Here is a 19,115-nt window from a genome sequence, read left to right on the forward strand (position 1 = left end):
TTTGAGGAGCAAGAGCATGAAGAACACATTTTGGGTCTTGATGTTGACGGGGATTCTTGCCGCGCAAGTCTCGGCGCAAACGGAAGCGAGTATGTGTGTGACTGTGACGGACGTATGTTGTGATGACAACTTCTCAATTGGTTCCTATACTGTACCCGCCAATACTGACATCTACAAGACCTATGTGTATCACAACGGAAATGAGATGAACAAGGTATACATTGAGTGCTGGGACATCGTCAACGGACAAGAGAGCTTCCAATTCTGGACGCTCGATGACATCTGCGGTTGTGAATCGAGGACGACAACGGAAAATCATCAGATCGGCCAAAACCATCAATTGCGGTTCAAAGTGAAGTGCAAAGATTGCGAAGGCGGAAATTGCGCCTTAGGTTCGAGTACAGTATATATCTACACGTCTGTGACGGCGGCCACTTGCCCCGTTCCATGCGAGCCGGAATAGAGTTGCTATGGGCACGCTTTCGACAATGCGTCATGCACTCGTGCTAATAGCAAGTGTTGCTTTGGCCGAAGTCCTTGTCGTACCGGAAGACTATCCGACGATTCAAATGGCAATAGATTCGGCTGAAGTCAGGGACACAATTCTGCTTCAGACCGGTGAACATCGGGAATCTGTAACTTTATTGCCGAAAGGGCTCACAATCAGTGGGCCTTTTTTGCTGTCCGGTGATACATCTGAAATCCGGACATGTGTCTGGCGAAGCTTCAGCAACGGAGACGATACGCTTCGCTGTCTGAATGCGGACTTTGCGGCGGGACCCGAGCCTTCGTTTCGGGTCGTAGGTATTCGATTTGCCGCCGGCATGGCACACAATAACGAAGAAGGCGGTGCGATAAGATCCTTCAACCACGACTTCACGATAGAACATTGCATCTTTGATTCCTGCAGAGCTGGATACGGTGGGGCAATTGCAACTCGAGGATCGCGCGGCTTGATCTCAAATTGCTCGTTCAACTATTGCGGCGCAAACAGACTCGCGGCTGTGCTGCGATTGGTGAATAGTCAAGTGCGGGTGAATTCATGCACGATCTATCACAGCCTCGCTCACCACGAGGTGGAGGAGATTCCGGAGCAGATTGCCATGCGGAACAGCGTTCTGCGAATCCGCGACTCGAAGGTATATGAGTGCGGGCTGGGACACAACCCGAACGGAACCTACCTTGTCTATGTTTCAAAGCCGCCTGATACGCTCGAAATTGTAAACTGCGAATTCCGGCTGAATCATTTCACAAACATGATTCACTACGGCGGCAACTACTTAAACTACCTCCGTCTCGATTCGTGCCACTTTCATGACAATAACTTGACTGGTGGAATCTATCTACAAGGCGAGCCGGATAGCCTGACAACATTAATTGCAGTGGGAAATGTATTTGAGTCGTTTTCTCCTGTGCCCATGCGTGGAATGCACGGCATCTTTGGCTTCGACAATAGCCCTTCAGTGGTGACCATAACGAGAAATCTCATTCACCTTAACAGCGGCGGCCACACCTCTTTCTGTACAATCTTTGACAGCAGCCGTGTGCCGCGTACAATCACGAACAACTACATCATAGAAAACTCAAATCATTCAGTTAGCTACCCGCCCTCCGGCCAGGTGCTTCTTCGTGACAACGTTTCTACCGATCTCCAATACAACGTCTTCGCGAGAAATCAAGGCTACGCGGTTTTTCAAGGCAATACGCCGGATCCAACTTACGCCCGCCACAACTATTGGAATCATGCGACAGGACCCTATGACTCAGTAGGCAACATTGGCGGTCAAGGCGATACCGTGGAGTGGCGAATTCAATATCAACCGTGGGAAGAAGACACAAGCTTTTTCTCTGCGGCACCCGAGCCACGTGAACCGGTTGAGATTCCTGCAACCTTCATCGGCAATGCCTACCCCAATCCCTTCAACAGCACAGTCACGATTGAGTTTGTGCTGCTGCACCTTTGATTTGACGGGTCGGCGCGTTGAAACTGTTTTGAACGGCAGAATGAACAAAGGTGTGCACATTCGAGATTGGCAGCCAAAGTCGCAAGCCAGCGGAATCTATTTTGCGCGGTTGGTTGGTGAGAAGAGCGTTTCCTCAACGGTGAAACTTTTGTACCTGAAGTAATTGACACAGTCTCCAAGTAACACAAGCGCCGCTTCAATCGAAGCGGCGCTTTTCACTTCAAGCCATTGCCACAATGCTACATTTTGGCTAATGCCTGATCCAAATCTTCAATCAGGTCTTCAACTTCCTCTATTCCCACCGAGAGCCGGATGAGTGTGTCAGAGATTCCGGCGTGCGTACGCGCCTCGGGAGACATCGAAGCATGCGTCATCGAAGCCGGATGCTGAATCAGCGAATCTACGCAACCCAAACTGACGGCGAGCGTGTGCAAGTGAACATTATTGAGCAGTGTCGTGGCGGAATGATAATCTCCCGCAACTTCAAACGAGATCATGCCGCCGGGCATTCTCATTTGACGATTTGCCAAATGATGCTGCGGAAATCCGGGCAGACCGGGATAATAGACGTGCTTGACACGCGGATGCTTGACCAGCCATTCGGCAATCGTCTGCGCATTGCTGCAATGCCGCTCCATGCGCAGCGGCAATGTCTTCATTCCCATATTCAGGAGCCACGTATCAAAGGGCGAGGGGCAGGCTCCCGTGTCCTTCATGGTGTGATACAACTCCTCCTTAATCCACTCGTGCCGCGTTGTCAGCGCGCCTCCAATCAGGGCGCCGTGCCCGGACAAATACTTCGTCGTACTGTGCATGATGACGTCCGCCCCGAGTGACAGCGGCTGCTGCAGATAAGGTGTCGCAAAGGTGTTATCCACGGCTACCACGATTTCGGGATTGACCGCGCGCACCATACGAATCGTTTCCGCGATGTCCGTAATCTCGAGCAGCGGATTGGTCGGAGTCTCGAAGAAAAGCATCCTTGCCTGCGGGTTTTCGGCGATGGCCTGTTTGACATCTTCGGCTTTGCCGGTGTCCACAATAACAGTTTTAACGCCGAACTTGGGCAGCATTGTGTTGAAGAAGTCATCCGTCGAGCCGTACAGTGTCTCACCGCGCAGCAGAACATCGTTGGGCTTCAGAATTGCGAATGCAAGTCCGGCGATTGCGGCCATGCCTGAAGAATAGAGCAGCGACGAAATGCAGCAGTCCGGATCGGCAAGTTTCAAGTCTCGGCCTTCCAGCGCGTTGAGTTTGGCCTCGGCCACCACAACCGTCGGATTACCCATGCGGGAGTAAATATAACCGGACTTGCGGCGCGCAAACAAATCAGCGCCCTCTTCGGCGCTGTCAAAGGTGAACGTAGAGCTGGCAAAGATCGCGTTCGTGTGACTTTTCAGTTTGGGTTGCCCGATCTTTTCCCCTGCATGCAGGCAGCGGGTGGCAAACCCGTAGCGCAGATAGAATTGCTCTATCGCATCTCGTAGTTTTGAATCTTCCATAAGTACTCTTGATTAAACGGTCTTAAGCGCAGCGCGATACAGCCGGGCTGCGTGATTAGGTGTATTATACGGTCTGATTATTCTTCTCCAGTTCGTCCAGAAACTCGACAGCTCGCCGCATGTGCGGAATTACAATTGATCCTCCCACCACCAACCCGACCGAGAAGATGTCGAAGAACTCCTTGACCGTGACTCCGAGTTTATGGCATTCCAGAACGTGATACTTGATGCAGTCGTCACAGCGCAGCACCAGCGACGAGACGAGTCCAAGCATCTCTTTGGTTTTGCGGTCGAGCGCTCCGTCCTGATAGGTGAGTGTGTCCACACCGAAGAATCGCTTGACGGCCTGATTGTCCTCAGACAAAATGCGTGCGTTCATGCGCGCGCGGTAGGTTTCAAACTCGTGCAGCAGTGACATTTTGTAATAGGTTATTCGCAAATTGCGCGCACGCGATAGAAACGGCGCGTCAGACTGAATCCAAGCGGGTCTTGCCAAAACGACTCCGTTGTCAGGTCAAGCGACTCAAACGGACCTTGCCCGTTCGGGGCCTGTTCAATCAAGTAGAAGTCGGCCTCTGCCACATCTATCCAATCGAGGAACGGGAATCCCCCGACGTCGAAGATCTTCAATTCCGTTGGCTCGGGACACGGCTGCAGCAGCGGCTCAATCGAGATAGAGAATTCACCGAACTGATTTGCCGTGGTTCCTTCCACCAGCAAGTAGTAGGTCTGTGCCTGCAACTGATAGCTGTACAGGTCAGCGCCGAGCCCGCATTCACCGGTGTCCGCGTCATCCATCAATCCGGAGCCGCAGGCCAACAGTACCTGTACGCGCGCATTAAACGCTTCCGAGCAAACTTGCACGAAAATGTCACCGGGCGTCGCGAGCGTGAACTGATAAAACACGTCAGGCGCGGGAGTGCCGATTTCGTGTCCGGCACCGAAAGTTGAACCTTCATCATAATAAGGCCAAAAGGTAACCTGCCGCGCATTCGAGCAGTAGTCGTTCGGACCGCTCGGCACGAACTGACATTGAACAACGAGGTTATATCCGCCGGTCGAGTTGCCTGCCGGGTCCACCACCTGCACATAGCAGAGCTGGTTAAAGGGCAGGAAAACTCCCAATGTCGAGAACTCCTGTGGCCCGCTGTCGTCATTATAGGCAATCAGACCGTATGTGCTGTCATAAAGCAGGATATAAGTGTCCTCGTTGCTGCCTTCGCACGGCAGCGTGCGGAAGTACACGGAGTCACCGCCGGGCACGGTTAGTCTGTAGAAATCGCCTTCACTGATGTCTAAATGCGCGCACTCGACAGTATCGTCACACGCAATCTGATCGGCAGTGGTGAAGTGGTCATTCGGTTCGGACTCATGCACGATACGGGCATCCGCAGTGGCGTAACAGACAAGCAGGAACAGGAATAGCCACCTCATGGCTACTTCACCAAAGTCAATTTGGTTCTAGCCCGCCACTTACCTGCACGAACCATGGCGAGATAAGTGCCGCTCGACCTGTCGCTCGCATTCCAATTCAAACGGTGTTCTCCTGCCGGGAGCCGTGAGTTCAGTAATCTCGTCACTTCGCGTCCCTGAATGTCAGTTATTATGATGGTCACAAGCTGTTCGGTCGGCAGCGTGAAGCTGATTGTCGTCGTCGGGTTAAACGGATTGGGGTACGCAGAGTGCAGAGCATAGTCCGCATGGATGCCATTGTCATCTGCCGCACCCGACGGATCGAGATACATCGGCACAAGCAGCGGATTGACGGCATCTGGATCGTTGTGATATATTTGCAATGTATCGAAACCACCCACACAGCCTCCGGCCGCTGGTGTGTAGATTTCGATGGAGTCACTCGCGACCGGTGCGATTACCGATGGTGCATACTGGATTTCAAACAGCGGAAAGTTCCATGTGAAGACCAAACTGTCAATCCTGAATTCTGCCGTTCCGATGTTGGTCAGGTGCACGGCGCGCAGCGTCGTATCGCAATTGAAGAACAGCAATGGATAGGGCTGCGGAAACTGGATGCGCGGCTGCCCGAATTCGGGATACCACGATGCACCGGGGCCTCCGTAGCAACCCATGTCGTTGCGCGTTTCATCTTCGTCGTTCCATTCCGCATCAGGATGTCCGGCATCAACACAAGGTGAGGACGGTCCGAGTCTCAAGTTGCGAGCAAGGAACTGCGGATACTCGTTGATGTTTCCCGTTCCGGCCAAACCGCCTTCAACGCAACTGTAGTCAACGTGTATGTTGGCTGTGGAGCCGCCAATTTGATCGCTGCCTGAGTTGGCTTGATTGCCCCACACGATGTTGCCGTGTCCATTCAGGACACCCGCAAACAATCGAATGCCGCCGCCGGTCAAGACGCTCTGATTGCCGACTATGGTGTTGTTGACGAGTGTGGTTGAGTGGCCGCTTCCGCCAATCCATAAGCCGCCGCCGCCATAGGCCTGTCCACCGTCGTTGTTGGCAATAACGTTGTGCAACAATTCTCCGTCAGCGAAGAAGCTCACGACGCCACCGCCGTACTTGCCGCTGTTGCCGATGATAACATTGTTGTAAATCCTCGGTGAACAGTAGCCGTAGCGAATTCCGCCTCCTCCTGCACTTTGCGTGCCTTGCGGCTGGCGCACAGCTTCGTTGTCGACGATGAAATTGAACGCGACGAGCGGATCGGAATTCTCGATGATCACTCCGCCGCCTTCAACGTAGAACGCTTGATCGGATTGGTCCCGGAATTTCGTTCCCGTGCCGCCCGTGATCGTGAAACCGATGAGAGCCGCAGTGGAATCTTCTCCGCTGATAATGCGCACGACGCTGCCGCTGTCCGCGTGTTCCGGCTGGCTGCCGTCAATGACAGTGAGCGGAATGTGTTCGACATCGCCATCCAGCAAGAAGTGACTTGCCACGATGATATTGCGGCCCCGGAAATCAATGTTCTCGACATATGTGCCGTCAGCGACCAGAACGGTGTCGCTGTTCTGGCTGGCCAGAATTGCGGATTGAATAGTCGCAAATTCGGCAGGAACGTGCCGCGTGGCGGCGAGGGTCACGCTGGCTAAGAGGGCGGAGAGGGCGAGAGCAAGCGGCTGCACGGGAAACCTCCAGTGGCAGAAGTGTGATCCGGAACCCACTCTTCAAGATATCTGGGTTCGGGCAAATTTGCAACCCCCCCAAAACGGCAAAGGCGGCATCCAACGCCGCCTTTGCACATTAGCTCAGAAAATGCCGTTACTTGCGAGCCCATGATTTTTGTGTGACAGAGGTCTCTTTTCGGCTTAATTTGCCGCCGGATTTGCTGCCATTGCTGCTGTATGAGCGGGATGGCTTGTCAGAGGAGCGCGGTTTGGCGATCTTATAGCTGCCGCCACCGTCATCGGAGCGAATCTTTTCGGCGCGGTAGCCGCTACCCTTGTCGCTCGAGCGCGGTTTGTCAATGCGAATACTGTTGCCGCCATTTCCGCCGGCAGGCTGCTTTTCAAAATAGCGTGGTTTCTCCACTTGCGCATTGAATCCACCGCCGACAGGCTTGTCATCACGACTGTCGTCGCCGCCTGCGCTATAACGTCCGCCGCCGCGCCGCCCGTCTCGGTCGTGACCCCGGTCATGATCTCTCCAGTGTCTGCGATGGTCATATCTCCAATCGTCGTCGCAGTCACTTCGCCAGTAGCGGTGATGCGGGTGATGGTCGTACCAAATGGGGACAGTGATAACGAAGCAGATGTCGAAAAAGGATCGGGTCGGTCTCCATCCGGTGACGCATTGATGGCGGTCATACCAGCGCGGATAGCCGCGACCGTCACAGAGGTCATAGCAGAAGTCGCGGCCGCGAATCTCGCCGGCATAGCAGTAATCGTCATAGGGATCCTGCCACGCGATGATGGTGACATAGGAGCCGCTGTGGAGGAAGAAGTTGCGTTCATCCCAGTACCACGCGGGTCCGAGGTGCACGCGGAACGTGATACCGCAATCATCTTCGACATAGGCGACTTGACCGCGAATGGATTCGACGTAGCCTTCGATGACTATTCGTTCGAGATAGCCGTCGCTGTGGCGCGCTTGCGCGGTGGATGCGATTATCAGCACGCCGATCAGGCTTGCGAGCAGTAGAGTTTTTTTCATCGTGTTCATTCCTTCAGGCTGATCATCCATGAGTAGTAGTTAGAGCGCGCGCGGGCCACGTTTGCCGTCGCGGAAGCGCATGTGCGGAGGCGGTGCCATCGGACGATCAGGGTTCATCTGCGGTCCACCGAATTGCTCATTACGGAATTGCATATGCCGTTTCATCATCGGCCGCGGACCTCTGTTCTCAAAGCCCGGCCCGCGAAAGGTGTCGTTGCGGAATTTGTGAATGCGTTCGCGCTGCATCTGCGGACCTACGGGGCAATCAAAGCCCTGCGGGCAGTTGTCGCGCCGCAATTCACGGCGATGCATTCGCGCCATATCGCGGTGTTTCATTGCTTCGTGACGAAATTCGCGGGCGAGCATGCGATGCTTCATGCTCTTCCGCATGTGCATTCGTTCCTGCTGCGAGAACTCCTTGCGCGGCTTGTAATCGGACTGTGGCGCGGAGCGTTCAGGGTCATAGGGCTTAGCAAATAGGCTGGCAGCACTAACGAAAATGCTTAGAATTACGGTATTTACGAATAAGGATTTCATGGGTCTCATTCCATTGTCTGGTTTCTACAGGTTTGACAAGGAAAGAGCCAATAGGTTTAATGGGTCTGCAAAAGGAAGACAGTTTCTAAAGAAAAGCGGCGACTCAACTGAGTCGCCGCTTTGACAAAAAATCAATAGGACTCTAATCCAGCCGGTTCAGGAAGTCTTTCAGTACTGGAACGAAGACGTGGTCGCGGACGGATTGGAGGGGATGATTGGTATCGGCGAACACGGCGAGCTGCGCATTGGGCAGGCTGTCGTAAAGGTCATAGGCCTCAGTGACGGGCACCAATTCATCACGATCACCGACGCTGACCAGGACGGGAATCTTGAAGTCTTCAAGTTCAAACGGAGTCAAACCGGTGTCAGGTAGATTCGTGACCATCTTTGCGAGCCACGGCAGCAGCGAGTCGAGATTTTCGCCATGAATCGCGCGTAGCTTTTCGAGTCGCTCGGGCTTGTTTTCCTGCAGCCACTCAAGCTCAAGCTCGGCGGCCATATTTTCCGCTTCTTCACCGGACCAATAGAACTTGGTGCCGTGCATCCAGATCGCGAGCACGCGCGAAGGATTTTTCAGCGCGTAGTGCAGCGCCGCATAGCCGCCCATCGAATAGCCGAAGATGACAGCCGGTTCGGTTTTGAGATGCTTGAAAAGCGCGTCGAGTTCTTCGACAAGCACGCGGAAGGTGAAGGACTTGGTCATTTCACTTTGCGCATGACCGGGCCAATCGACGGCAATGACGGAATAGCCGAGGTCGGCGATGGTCTGCATGTAGGGACGCCATTCGGCCTCAATCGTGCCGAGCATGGACGGCAAGAGCACAATGGGCGGGCCGTTGCCGATGGAGGTGTGTTTTAACATGTAAGGTTCTATTGGTGAATAAGAAAAAACTAAGTTGCGCTTCTACAACCCGTCACTGACCTGGTCGAGCAGTTCAAGCTCTTCGAGAGACAATCTCTTGCCTGCGGCAGGCAGGGAGTCGAGCAATTGTTCTACGGTGGTCGCACCGATGATGGGACTCGTGATGAATTCCTTTGAGAGCATCCACACGAGCGCAGTCTGCGTCATGGTCTCGCCGCGCTGTGATGCGACGGTGGCAAGGACTTCGAGAGTGCGAATGACTTGCGGAGTGAGTTTTTCCTGCGCGCGTCCGTTAATAGTGTGACGCGAATTCTCCGGCCCTGCTTCATTGGGGCGATATTTTCCGGTCAGCAATCCGCCTTCAAGCGGCGAATAGGGAATCACTCCGACCTCGGCATCGAGGCAGTAAGGCGCAAGCTCTTTTTCGACGTCACGCCGGCAGATAAGGTTGTACTTGGGCTGTGTCGAGACAAAGGACGGCAGTCCGTGCATCATCGCATAGCCGTTCATTTTCGCATGGAGCCACGCGGGAAAATTCGAGAGCCCAAGATAGCGGACTTTGCCCTGTTTAACAAGTTCGCCCAGAGCTTCCACGGTTTCCTCGATGGGCGTCGCTTCATCAGGATAATGGCACTGATAGAGATCGATATGATCCACTTTCAACCGGCGCAGCGAATCTTCGCAGGCTTTGATCAAGTGCATCCGCGAGAGACCTTCACCGGACGGTCCGTCCCACATGCGGCCGCGGGCCTTGGTGGCGATGATGACATCGTAGCGTGACTTTGTCTTGAGCCAATTGCCGATAAAGGTTTCGGAAACTCCGCCGGGATTTCCTTCCACCCAGCGTGAGTAGACATCTGCGGTGTCAATAAGCGTGATACCGTTGTCGAAGGCGACGTCGAGTATCTGATGGGACTCGCGCTCGTCATTGCGCCAGCCCATGGTCATGGTGCCTAATGCAAGCTCAGAAACTTGCAGTCCTGACTTGCCAAGCCTGCGTGTTTCCATTATTTCTTCCTTGGATCGTTGTAGACATTCCCTTTGCGCGGTGGGTCCGTGGCAGGGCGCACTTCGGGCATAGGGCTGTCTTTGAACTTCGGGGCGAGTTCTTCGTTGATTTTGGTCCACTCAGGCGCAATATCCGGATCGTCGACAATGGCTTCAACGGGACACTCGGGAACACAGGCTCCGCAGTCGATGCAGAGTTCCGGGTCAATGACGGCAAAGATTTCGCCCTTGTACTCGGCAGGGTAGATACAATAGACCGGGCAGACCTGCATGCAAGAGGCGTAGCGTTCGCCGAGGCATTTTTCGGTGATAACGAAAGTCACGAGGCAATCTCCACGGGCCGTGGGGCGCGCAACAGCGCGTCATCGCGGCATCTAAGGTATTAATAATAAATAAGAAGCGGGCAGTTTCCTGTCCGCTTTGCGGTGGCGCTTTGGCCACTTAAAATATGAGCAATTCTGACTTAAGATGCAAGGAAAATCGGGGGTTAGGGAAGAATTGGGTGCATGGTCGAGAAGCCAATAGCCTCTTGTCAAGAGGCATGCTACCTGATGAGGGCGATTTTATGTGTGGAATTTACAGTGTTTCTAATCACATCACGGACAGAGAGGAGGTAAATGCCGCTGGGGAGAGCGTCGGCGGCGATAAGAAAAGTTTCCTGTCCGTACAGCGGGCCGCGGTGGAGTTCGCGCACCTGTTGTCCGAGAATGTTGGTCAGCGTGATGCTGCCAATGAAGGGCTCGGGAGCGAAGAGCATGAGGCGGGCGGTGCTGTTGAAGGGATTGGGGAAGACAGAAAGTTGAAATTGCTCAGGCAGTTCAACACGTTCTTCGGCTGCATCAATCAGGAACGATGTATCAGGATACCACGGGTCGAAGAGCACGGAATCGGAAACACGGTCGCCCAGGCCGTTAGGGTTCAACGTGGGGTGATACGGGCCTGTTGAATCGCCCCAGTAGTTGAAGCGGGCGTCGTTTTCATGGAATGCCTGAAAAGCAAGACCGGTTGCTTCAAATATGTTCAAGTGGGCTTGAACATTCGCGGATGCGGAGAAAATAGCAGCATGATTGGCAGGAGACAGCGTCAGAAATCTATTCGAGTTGATAACTGCGCTTACATCGGGTTCGACTTGAATTGCTTTTGCCCCGGAGTTTGTAACACTGGTGAACAAATTTGAATCAATACGAACCGGCACGGCTCCTTCACTTTGGCATTGAACGACAACGGGAGTAATTTCAACAAGCTGAGAGAAGATGTTTCCGGTAATCAAAAGCGTCAAGTCGCAATTTCGACTTGCATACAGCGCAAACGTGGCGAATTGACCCGGCCCGAACTGGCTGTAAGATATTGTCCCGCTCCCCTCAACTAATCCCACAAAGGCGCTTGCATTGGGCGAAGAACCGCTAAATGAACAGAATGTAACGAGCAAGCTGTCGCCGGAAGCAAGCAGATGATATCCAGTTGTATTCCCCTGAAATCTACAATCGGAAAACTGGCTTCCTCTTGCGCAGTTCACCAGTGCAAATCCCGAACCCGAAAAAAAGGAGTTCCTTGCCAAAACCCGGTGCTCTTCCGCGCTGACACATCCGACTGGATTGTCGAGAAAGCGGCAAGAGTCCAGCTCAATCAATTGACCTGCGCTCTCGATTCTGATAATCCCGTAGTAAGTCGAATCAAATAGGCAATTTTTCAAAGCCAAATGAAACACTTCTCCAAGAATGCCGCCCTCTGAATCACGGGGATACATCTGGCTTCCGTTTCGAAAGCCTATTCTCTCAATACGCACAAACGGAACCGCCTGAAGAAAGTTCAGGCAGGCTATTTCATCCGGATGCGGTAAGGAAGAGGGGTCAACGACTGGCAAGTTGCCGAGTGCGGAGTCAGGCTGTACGTCACCAATGAGCGAAAATGAAACTAACGGGGCACGAAGGGCTTCGGCATAGAGACCGGAAGCGACCAGCACGGTGTCGTTCAGTTGAACATTCTGCAGCGCGGACTGAATGGAAGGATATTCAGTCGGAACCCTGAGAACGGAAGCTTGGGATGCGGCACACAGCGAAATGACCGCAAATAGACAGGTCAATCGGTGATTCATGCCTTAAAGATAGAGCAGAAAGTCCGCGGAGTCAATAGTTTTTTGACAGGCAAAGAAAAAGCAGCTGTGCCGTAGGCGCAGCTGCTTGAGTTTGCGGAAGTTGCGAACAGAAGAACTACTCTTTGCCGCGCTTTTTCAATTCCTTGTCAATCCAATAAATGGACGACGGTGAATCTTTCAACGTTTCGAGTTTGTCGAGAACGGATTTGGCGTTGGCTTCCTCTTCGACTTGCTCTTCGATGAACCACTGAAGCATCACTTGCGACTTGTAACACTTTTCGGCAAGAGCGACCGAGTAGCAGTCGTGAATATTCTTGGTGATCTTCTGCTCGTGTTTCAAGGAAGCGCGAAAGACATCCACAGCGGACTTGATATTGAGCTTCGGCTTTTCGATACCGGTCAAAACGACTTCGTGTTCATTGTCAATCAGGAAGTCATGTATCTTCATGGCGTGCTCGCGCTCTTCTTCGGCCTGATGCTTCATCCAATTGGAAAAGCCTTCGAGATTGTTGGCCTTGGACCATGCGGCGAGTTGAAGATAGACGTACTCGCTTTCGAGTTCATGATTGACTTGCGCGTTCAGCGCTTCATACATTTTCTTGGATAGCATTGTCGGTGCTCCGTATACTTAAGATGTGAAAAAGAAGTGCAAAAATCAATGCGGCGAAACCAGCTTGCGGTGCCGCCACGAATAGGTGAACAGAATAATCCCCGTCAGCAGCACAGCGCCGCTGATGTAAATCTCGAGCACGTGTTCCAAATCATCGGCCACAAACCCGAAGCCCATGATGCCAAGCAGAATCAGCGTTCCTCCCGCCCACAGCCCCTTGTTTGAGGAAACAGGATGATGCGTCCGCTGTGCTCGAATCGAGAGTGCGATGAATATGATTCCGGCCAGCAGAATTGCACTGACGGCAATCAGCTCGCCCGGATGCCGCAGGTCATCGGCGATGCCCGTGAAACCGAACAATCCGGTCAAAACCATCAGCGAGCCAAACCAAAGCAGCTTGTCTTTCATGACGGCCTCCTTGATATTTCTTAAAGCTCAAAGAGTTACAAAAGGTTCCCCCAAACACAACGGGGTGAGCTATCAGCTCACCCCGTAAACTAAGTAAAATTCAGGACAAAGGCAAACTATTTTGGCAAGTTCGTTCCCTGAGCCCTCTGCAGCGAGATGGAGTCGTCACGGAACGTGATATGATAAAAGCCCTTCTCCTGTGCAGGGATGATATCCGGATCAGTATAGGTTCGCGCGCTGGTGGAATCAATCAGCGTGAATGGTCCGCCTGCCGCCGCACGATAAATGTAATACTGATCTATGTTCTCCGGAAACTCCCAATACAGAATAACACTGTTGCCGCTGGGAATAATCGACAGCAACGGACCGACCAGCAAGGAATCGTATTCGGGCGCCGACCAGCGTCCGAGATTATCCTGCACACGAATGCCGACCCGATAGTATCCGACATTAAATCCGGTGAAAAGATGCACGATCGGTTCTTCACTCTCATTCCACTCGCCGTCCTCCGGCAACGGAATCGCAATGCCGTTTCCTATTCCGGGATCGCTGTTCACGAACATCTCCGCGGCTGCAATGGTCCTTGCTTCGGATTCAGCCCATGGCGATGTCACGATGAACGGCACGCGATGCGCCGGTCCCGTTCGTCCCAAATCATCTGTCGCGCGAATGCTCATTTGATGTAAGCCGATGTAAAGCGAATTCGTCGCTATCAATTCACTGATGTTCACGAACGGCGCATCGGGGCAATCCATCAGCATCGGAGAATTAGCGTCCACCCAATACTCGTAACTGACGATATTGCGAGTCAACTCAGCGACGGAATTTACCGGCAGCAGCGTGCTGGTGAAGGCACCCACTCGGCCGAGGTCATCCGTCACGCGAAACTTAATCCTATGTAAAGTGCCGGGCGAAAGCCCGTCGGTGGCAATCATCTGCGACAACGGCACGCTTGCTCCATCGACGAGGTCAACAGCGATGGGTTCTCCGTTGTCAACCGCATACTCAAACTGCGTGACCAAACGCGCCTGTTCATTCGGCGGAGCGACCGCCAGAAAACCACAGTGTGCAAGACCAACCCGGCCTGTGTTGTCTGAAACCCGGATATTGACTTTATGGAGCACACCGGGCGCAAGAGATACCGTTGAGAGCAGCTGTTCAAGGCTCACGATTTCCGCGTCGTCGATGTCGATCGCTGTAAACTCCCCGCCATCCACCGACCACTCGAACTGTGTGACAAGCAGTGGCGAATGCGCGATGGGTGCGACAATCAGAAATTGCGCACTTGGTCTGCTCCATACTCCGCCGTCCGTGCGAACGCGCAGCATCATGCGATAGAGATTGGGCGCAAGACCGGCTGTGGAAATCTGCCACGCCAGCGCGACCGAATCATCCGCCGCAGTCACGGAAATTGCCGTGCCCATGCCTTCGCCCGGATCCGTGCCGATAAAATACTCCGCCTGTGTGATTGTTTGGGCAAGGCAAGTTGCTGAGAGCACAAGGCAGAGCACGAGAAGAACTCTGTTCATGAGATGTTCCTCCTTGTGATTTCTTATTGCGGTCCCACGCGCCCGATAGCGGTCGCGTTGACAGGAGTGCCTTGTCCGGCGACATTGGGAGTGTTCACGATGTTCACAGCCCACGGATAGTTGGGCACACCGTTGTCAATCAGTGGTCTGGGACCTCCATACACTCCGACGTCGGAGCGAGAGCCATCGACATCCAGCAAACCGGGATTCCCGCCGTCAATCAGATTGCTTCCGCCTACGAGATGCAAATCCGTCGTACCGATGACGTAATTTGCAGCCGGGTCATAATTGACAAACGGATTAGCTGCAATGACGAGCGGATTAGTACCCGGAGCCGCAGGTGTCGCGGGTGAAGCATTGTAGTCAATCACGCTGCTGCCGGCAATGGTTCCCCAAGAGGCTGTTCCACCCGTGAAGTCGTAAGCCGCATTATTGATAATAACCGCGGCGGGAGAACCGGCAGGCATACTGAAAATATCATCCCAGTTGAGGAAGGTGCAGTTATAGACTTCAAGGGAGCCTGTATAGGCGTTTGCAGAGCCGATTGCCCAACCGTTGCCGTTGCTGACAGTGATGTTTGAAACCAACACACAGTTTCTGATAACACCGCCCGAGCGTGGACCATCCATTGCATTAGCATACTGATAATAATTGATGAGGATGCAATCTTCGAGAAAAAGTCTTCCGGCTGAAGTCGAAGTCCACGTGACCGTGTTCTGACCCGAACCGCCGACGAGCAGACAGCGTCGTGCCGTGATGGAGTCAGCACCGTTTGTGGTCGAGTAAAGACAAACGGAGGACGATGAGGATGTGATGCGAACTCCCTCAATGGAGGTTCCGCTGCCTGCGCTGCTGTTGAAGTTGAAGAGCACGCCGGACAAATAGATGTTCGTCTGGTCCCAGCCCGCTCCAATCCAAACACAGCGCTTGTTAACGCTGATGTTGAAGCCCTCAACGAAGTAGCCCGGGCCGATTAGAATCGTGTCACCGGCCACGGCGGCGGTGAACGCCGAGCTGGGCAGCGTATAAGAGCCTGCACCGGTTTGTGAAACATAGCGAATGGCTGCATCCGCCGCAGTGCCGCAGAAGAAGAGCAATGCGGCGACAATAATCATGAATGTTTTCATAACAAAGCCTTTCCCTGTAAAGACGCATAACTGTTCCATTCCCCGCCTCAATTCAAATTGAATCATTTGCAACACCGAAGTAAAGTGTCAAACTCACATATCGATATGTGTCAACTGCGCGGAAAAGCATTCAAAGTTGATTGCACACGACAGATATTGAGGATTGCAGTTCGCGCGCATGCCTCAAAGCAAAAGAGCGCACCAAAATGATGCGCTCCTTTCAACACGATAAAGTGTTATTGCAGACTATCTGAGCACCGGCGTTCCGGGTGGCTGTTGGATTGAAATGGAATCATCGCGGAAGGTGACGGTGTAGAAACCCTGCGACTGAGTCGAAATGATACCCGTATCGGTGTACGTCCGAGCGGTCGTTGAGTCAATCGTCGTATACGGTCCGGCTGTCGCGGGTGCGCGCTGGATGTAATACTGGTCAATGCCGTCGGGGAATTGCCAATTCAGGATGACATCATTTCCCGAGGCGCTGATAACCAGAATCGGACCGACCAAGAGAGAATCATATTCAGCTTGTGACCAGCGACCATCATCCGTTTGCACGCGGAAACCGACGCGGTAGTAGCCCACCGGGAAGTCGGTATAGACTTGCAGGAAATCTTCCGTGCCTTCATCGAACGCGCCATCTTGCGGAAGCGGAATATCAATACCGTTACCAACACCCGGGTCGACTCCGACAAAGACTTCAGCGGCGACGACGGTGTGATTGATTCCACCGACGAACGGTGAGCTGACAATCAGAAATGCGCGATGCACGGGGCCGATTCTGCCCAGATCATCGATGGATCGGAAGTCCACGGTGTGGAGTCCGATGGCGAGCGCGTTAGTGGCGATCATCTCGCTGAAGTTGATAATCCCGTTGTCGGGATAATCGAACGTGACAAACGAACCGCCGTCAATGCGATACTCCATGCTTGTCACGAGACGTGGCGAGCTGCCCGACGTATTTGATATCACGAGGTAGCCGTCATGCACCGGACCGATGCGACCCAAGTCATCAATGGCGCGCACCTGAAGGCGGTGCAAGCCATTCGTGAGTCCGGTGGTGGCGACGATTTCATTGAGACTAACTATGCCGCCATCGGTCACATCCACAGGCGTAAACGCGCCGCCGTCGACGCGGTACTCGAACTGCGTGACGAGGCGGTTGGCAAATCCGGATGTGTTGGAGATGACCGCGAAGCCATCCACAACAAGACCGGTGCGACCGAGATCGTCAGTCGCTCGAATACGCAATTTGTTAAGTCCATCCGGCAAACCTGCAGTAGAAACAATCTCGGCAAAGTTTGCGTTGGCTGCATCGGCAACATCGATGTTGGTGAACGCGCCGTTGTTCCACTGATAGGACATCGCGGTGACCAGTCGTACGCTGCCGGTGGCCGGGGACAGCAGAACAAAAGCGTCCGTGACAGGTCCCCAGATATTCGTAGCGCCGGAGCGCACGCTATCTATTCTGCAACGCACTTTTGCTCGCACGAGATCTCCTGCATTCAACGAACCGGTTGCCACAGTGAACCCGAGCGCTTCTTCATCTTCCGGTGCCCCGATGGAAATGTCATTACCATTTCCAACGCCGGGGTCGGTTCCAGTGAACCACTCGCACTCAGTCACGACAGCCGTTTGTGCGAACACACACGAACTGATCGCAAGCAGCGCGAACAGAAGAATCATCTTCTTCATGATGAGATTCTCCTGATTATCTTAGTATTGGGGTCCGACGCGGCCGACTGCGGTGGCGTTGACAGGTGTGCCGACTCCGACGAGGTTCGGATTCAAGACGATGTTGATGGCCCACGGATAGTTCGGCACGCCGTTATCCACGAGTGGCTTGGGACCGCCGTAAACGCCGCGGTCTGATTGCGAACCGTCCGTGAAGTCAAGCAGGCTGGGATGGCCGCTGTTGATGCACGCCGCACCGTTAGTGGGATCGAGATGCAGGTCGCTTGTGCCGTGTTGATAGTTAAGCGCTTCGTCATAGAGCACAAAAGGATCGCCGGCGAGTAAGAGTGCGTTCGTCCCCGGAGGTGTGATCGTCGTGGCGGCATTGTAATCCCAAACGCTTGAGGCGTTATAGGTTCCGACCGACGGCGAGGCGAGGAAGTCATGGAAGATGTTATTGATACCCACGACCGGGCCACCGGCCGTGCTAAGCGTAAGCGGCGCGGAGAAACCCAGGAAAACACAGTTGTAGAGTTCAACGGTTCCCGACGTCGCAGTGCCATAAAGCGCCTTTGCTGACGTACTCGTACCGGTGTTTGCGAACACGCAATTGCGAATCGTCGTCGGGTAGTTTCCGTTAGAGATAACAACTTGACCCGTATTTGTTGTGGTAAAAGCCGACGTGAAAATACAATCTTCAATCGTCAAAGAGCGGCCGTTATTCCAACTGATGATGGGTGTTGTGGTGACAGTAGAGTTCAATCGGCAGCGACGAAACGTCGTCGAGTCAACAGTGTTGAAAGTGTTGAACGACGAGTTCGTGTTGCAGTAGAAGCCTTCAAACGAGACACGGTTGGCGCCATTGAGATACCAATCAGCCGTCATCGTGATCAGCGTTTGATCCCAGCCCGCGCCGATAACTACGTAGCGCTTGTTGCCCTCGTTGATTTGGCTTGAGATCGAGAATGAGCCTGGGCCAATGAGGATGGTGTCGCCTGAAACAGCGGCGCTAAGAGCGGCGGCGATCGTGGTGTGCGTCCCTGCCCCGGTAGCAGAGACATAGCGAATGGTGGCGTTGGCCGAAGCGGCGAGTACAAACATGAGGGCTAGTAGCCCGGTCGCAAGCTTTTTCATGCGGTGTCCTTTCAAGGAAATGGTTGAACGGTCCTGTCAGTCCTGCAAACTTACAAATATAGTTACAATTCACCCCAAAAAAAAGACGGAACTTTACATAAAACAGCAAGGTAGAATAAGACATATCTTGTAATATAACAACTTACATTCTGTCGAAATTTATCTGACCCTCAAGTTTGCCTCTAACAAAACGGCGAGTCACACAGGGACTCGCCGTTATAACATTGTTTAAGTATTCAAAAACTTACTTGAGGAGCAGAACTTTCTGAGTTGCTGAACGGTGTTCGGAGTGTAGTCGGATGAAATAGACTCCGGTCGAGACACCTTCTGCATTCCAGAAAACTGCATGTCGTCCGGGGTCCTTCATTCCCTGAAAGAGTGTGGCCACCTCCCGACCCAACAAATCATAAACACTAAGCGAAATCTGCGCGGCCTGCGGAATGTCGTATTGAATACTCAGTGTCGCGTTAAACGGATTGGGATAGGTGCTCGTGATTGAAAATTCAGTCGGAATGACGTCCGGGATGGGGTCGGCGGAGA

Annotated in this window: 19 protein-coding genes; 2 read left to right on the forward strand and 17 right to left on the reverse strand. The window is 53.3% G+C overall.

All coding sequences use genetic code 11. The features are described from left to right. The first annotated feature begins 16 nt into the window (after nt 1–16). On the forward strand, nt 17–463 hold the full coding sequence (locus tag HUU59_12990; GenBank protein NUO20354.1) for a hypothetical protein: 447 nt from the start codon (nt 17–19) through the stop codon (nt 461–463). Between the two features lie 7 nt (nt 464–470). Next, nucleotides 471–1,964, forward strand: a complete 1,494-nt coding sequence (locus HUU59_12995; protein NUO20355.1) for a right-handed parallel beta-helix repeat-containing protein — start codon at nt 471–473, stop codon at nt 1,962–1,964. Nucleotides 1,965–2,203: 239 nt separating this feature from the next. Here the strand turns inward: HUU59_12995 and HUU59_13000 are convergent, their stop codons facing one another. The 17 genes from HUU59_13000 to HUU59_13080 all read right to left on the reverse strand — a co-directional run. After that, nucleotides 2,204–3,466: a PLP-dependent transferase gene (locus HUU59_13000; protein NUO20356.1), complete on the reverse strand. Its 1,263-nt coding sequence runs from the start codon at nt 3,464–3,466 to the stop codon at nt 2,204–2,206. Nucleotides 3,467–3,530: 64 nt separating this feature from the next. Continuing rightward, on the reverse strand, nt 3,531–3,884 hold the full coding sequence (locus HUU59_13005; GenBank protein ID NUO20357.1) for a carboxymuconolactone decarboxylase family protein: 354 nt from the start codon (nt 3,882–3,884) through the stop codon (nt 3,531–3,533). 11 nt (nt 3,885–3,895) lie between these two features. After that, nucleotides 3,896–4,900, reverse strand: a complete 1,005-nt coding sequence (locus HUU59_13010) for a hypothetical protein (GenBank protein NUO20358.1) — start codon at nt 4,898–4,900, stop codon at nt 3,896–3,898. Nucleotides 4,901–4,902: 2 nt separating this feature from the next. Next, the gene (locus HUU59_13015) at nt 4,903–6,567 is read right to left on the reverse strand and encodes a T9SS type A sorting domain-containing protein (protein ID NUO20359.1); all 1,665 of its coding nucleotides are present in this window, start codon (nt 6,565–6,567) and stop codon (nt 4,903–4,905) included. A gap of 136 nt (nt 6,568–6,703) precedes the next feature. Then, nucleotides 6,704–7,594 (reverse strand): hypothetical protein, encoded by an 891-nt coding sequence (locus tag HUU59_13020; GenBank protein ID NUO20360.1) that lies wholly within the window; start codon nt 7,592–7,594, stop codon nt 6,704–6,706. A gap of 39 nt (nt 7,595–7,633) precedes the next feature. Beyond that, on the reverse strand, nt 7,634–8,131 hold the full coding sequence (locus tag HUU59_13025; protein ID NUO20361.1) for a hypothetical protein: 498 nt from the start codon (nt 8,129–8,131) through the stop codon (nt 7,634–7,636). A gap of 142 nt (nt 8,132–8,273) precedes the next feature. Further along, nucleotides 8,274–8,993 carry an alpha/beta hydrolase gene (locus tag HUU59_13030; protein ID NUO20362.1) on the reverse strand — a complete coding sequence of 240 codons (720 nt, stop codon included), beginning with the start codon at nt 8,991–8,993 and terminating at the stop codon, nt 8,274–8,276. 42 nt (nt 8,994–9,035) lie between these two features. Then, entirely contained in the window at nt 9,036–10,001 is a 966-nt protein-coding gene (locus HUU59_13035) for an aldo/keto reductase (GenBank protein ID NUO20363.1), read from the reverse strand. Next, nucleotides 10,001–10,324, reverse strand: coding sequence for a 4Fe-4S binding protein (locus tag HUU59_13040; GenBank protein ID NUO20364.1), 324 nt, complete (start codon nt 10,322–10,324; stop codon nt 10,001–10,003). The genes HUU59_13035 and HUU59_13040 overlap by 1 nt, the downstream gene beginning before the upstream one ends. A 221-nt stretch (nt 10,325–10,545) precedes the next feature. Then, a complete protein-coding gene (locus HUU59_13045; GenBank protein NUO20365.1) occupies nt 10,546–12,096 on the reverse strand; it encodes a T9SS type A sorting domain-containing protein in 1,551 nt (516 codons plus the stop codon). A gap of 115 nt (nt 12,097–12,211) precedes the next feature. Beyond that, a complete protein-coding gene (locus HUU59_13050; protein NUO20366.1) occupies nt 12,212–12,706 on the reverse strand; it encodes a ferritin in 495 nt (164 codons plus the stop codon). A gap of 45 nt (nt 12,707–12,751) precedes the next feature. Beyond that, nucleotides 12,752–13,114 carry a hypothetical protein gene (locus HUU59_13055; protein NUO20367.1) on the reverse strand — a complete coding sequence of 121 codons (363 nt, stop codon included), beginning with the start codon at nt 13,112–13,114 and terminating at the stop codon, nt 12,752–12,754. 116 nt (nt 13,115–13,230) lie between these two features. Next, a complete protein-coding gene (locus tag HUU59_13060; protein ID NUO20368.1) occupies nt 13,231–14,643 on the reverse strand; it encodes a hypothetical protein in 1,413 nt (470 codons plus the stop codon). Nucleotides 14,644–14,666: 23 nt separating this feature from the next. Continuing rightward, nucleotides 14,667–15,770, reverse strand: a complete 1,104-nt coding sequence (locus tag HUU59_13065; GenBank protein ID NUO20369.1) for a hypothetical protein — start codon at nt 15,768–15,770, stop codon at nt 14,667–14,669. A 246-nt stretch (nt 15,771–16,016) separates the two neighbouring features. Next, nucleotides 16,017–17,462, reverse strand: a complete 1,446-nt coding sequence (locus HUU59_13070) for a hypothetical protein (protein NUO20370.1) — start codon at nt 17,460–17,462, stop codon at nt 16,017–16,019. Between the two features lie 21 nt (nt 17,463–17,483). Then, a complete protein-coding gene (locus HUU59_13075; protein ID NUO20371.1) occupies nt 17,484–18,575 on the reverse strand; it encodes a hypothetical protein in 1,092 nt (363 codons plus the stop codon). A gap of 244 nt (nt 18,576–18,819) precedes the next feature. Continuing rightward, the coding region (locus HUU59_13080; protein NUO20372.1) for a T9SS type A sorting domain-containing protein at nt 18,820–19,115 on the reverse strand (296 nt) is incomplete at its 5' end.

The organism is bacterium, assembly GCA_013360195.1.
GTDB lineage: Bacteria > Electryoneota > RPQS01 > RPQS01 > RPQS01 > JABWCQ01.

Excerpts from the sequence above, each read along its gene's own strand:
- HUU59_12990 (NUO20354.1), top strand. The coding sequence starts at position 17 with ATGAAGAACACATTTTGGGTCTTGATGTTGACGGGGATTCTTGCCGCG.
- HUU59_12995 (NUO20355.1), top strand. The coding sequence starts at position 471 with ATGGGCACGCTTTCGACAATGCGTCATGCACTCGTGCTAATAGCAAGT.
- HUU59_13000 (NUO20356.1), bottom strand. The coding sequence starts at position 3,466 with ATGGAAGATTCAAAACTACGAGATGCGATAGAGCAATTCTATCTGCGC.
- HUU59_13005 (NUO20357.1), bottom strand. The coding sequence starts at position 3,884 with ATGTCACTGCTGCACGAGTTTGAAACCTACCGCGCGCGCATGAACGCA.
- HUU59_13010 (NUO20358.1), bottom strand. The coding sequence starts at position 4,900 with ATGAGGTGGCTATTCCTGTTCCTGCTTGTCTGTTACGCCACTGCGGAT.
- HUU59_13020 (NUO20360.1), bottom strand. The coding sequence starts at position 7,594 with ATGAAAAAAACTCTACTGCTCGCAAGCCTGATCGGCGTGCTGATAATC.
- HUU59_13025 (NUO20361.1), bottom strand. The coding sequence starts at position 8,131 with ATGAAATCCTTATTCGTAAATACCGTAATTCTAAGCATTTTCGTTAGT.
- HUU59_13030 (NUO20362.1), bottom strand. The coding sequence starts at position 8,993 with ATGTTAAAACACACCTCCATCGGCAACGGCCCGCCCATTGTGCTCTTG.
- HUU59_13035 (NUO20363.1), bottom strand. The coding sequence starts at position 10,001 with ATGGAAACACGCAGGCTTGGCAAGTCAGGACTGCAAGTTTCTGAGCTT.
- HUU59_13045 (NUO20365.1), bottom strand. The coding sequence starts at position 12,096 with ATGAATCACCGATTGACCTGTCTATTTGCGGTCATTTCGCTGTGTGCC.
- HUU59_13050 (NUO20366.1), bottom strand. The coding sequence starts at position 12,706 with ATGCTATCCAAGAAAATGTATGAAGCGCTGAACGCGCAAGTCAATCAT.
- HUU59_13055 (NUO20367.1), bottom strand. The coding sequence starts at position 13,114 with ATGAAAGACAAGCTGCTTTGGTTTGGCTCGCTGATGGTTTTGACCGGA.
- HUU59_13060 (NUO20368.1), bottom strand. The coding sequence starts at position 14,643 with ATGAACAGAGTTCTTCTCGTGCTCTGCCTTGTGCTCTCAGCAACTTGC.
- HUU59_13065 (NUO20369.1), bottom strand. The coding sequence starts at position 15,770 with ATGAAAACATTCATGATTATTGTCGCCGCATTGCTCTTCTTCTGCGGC.
- HUU59_13070 (NUO20370.1), bottom strand. The coding sequence starts at position 17,462 with ATGAAGAAGATGATTCTTCTGTTCGCGCTGCTTGCGATCAGTTCGTGT.
- HUU59_13075 (NUO20371.1), bottom strand. The coding sequence starts at position 18,575 with ATGAAAAAGCTTGCGACCGGGCTACTAGCCCTCATGTTTGTACTCGCC.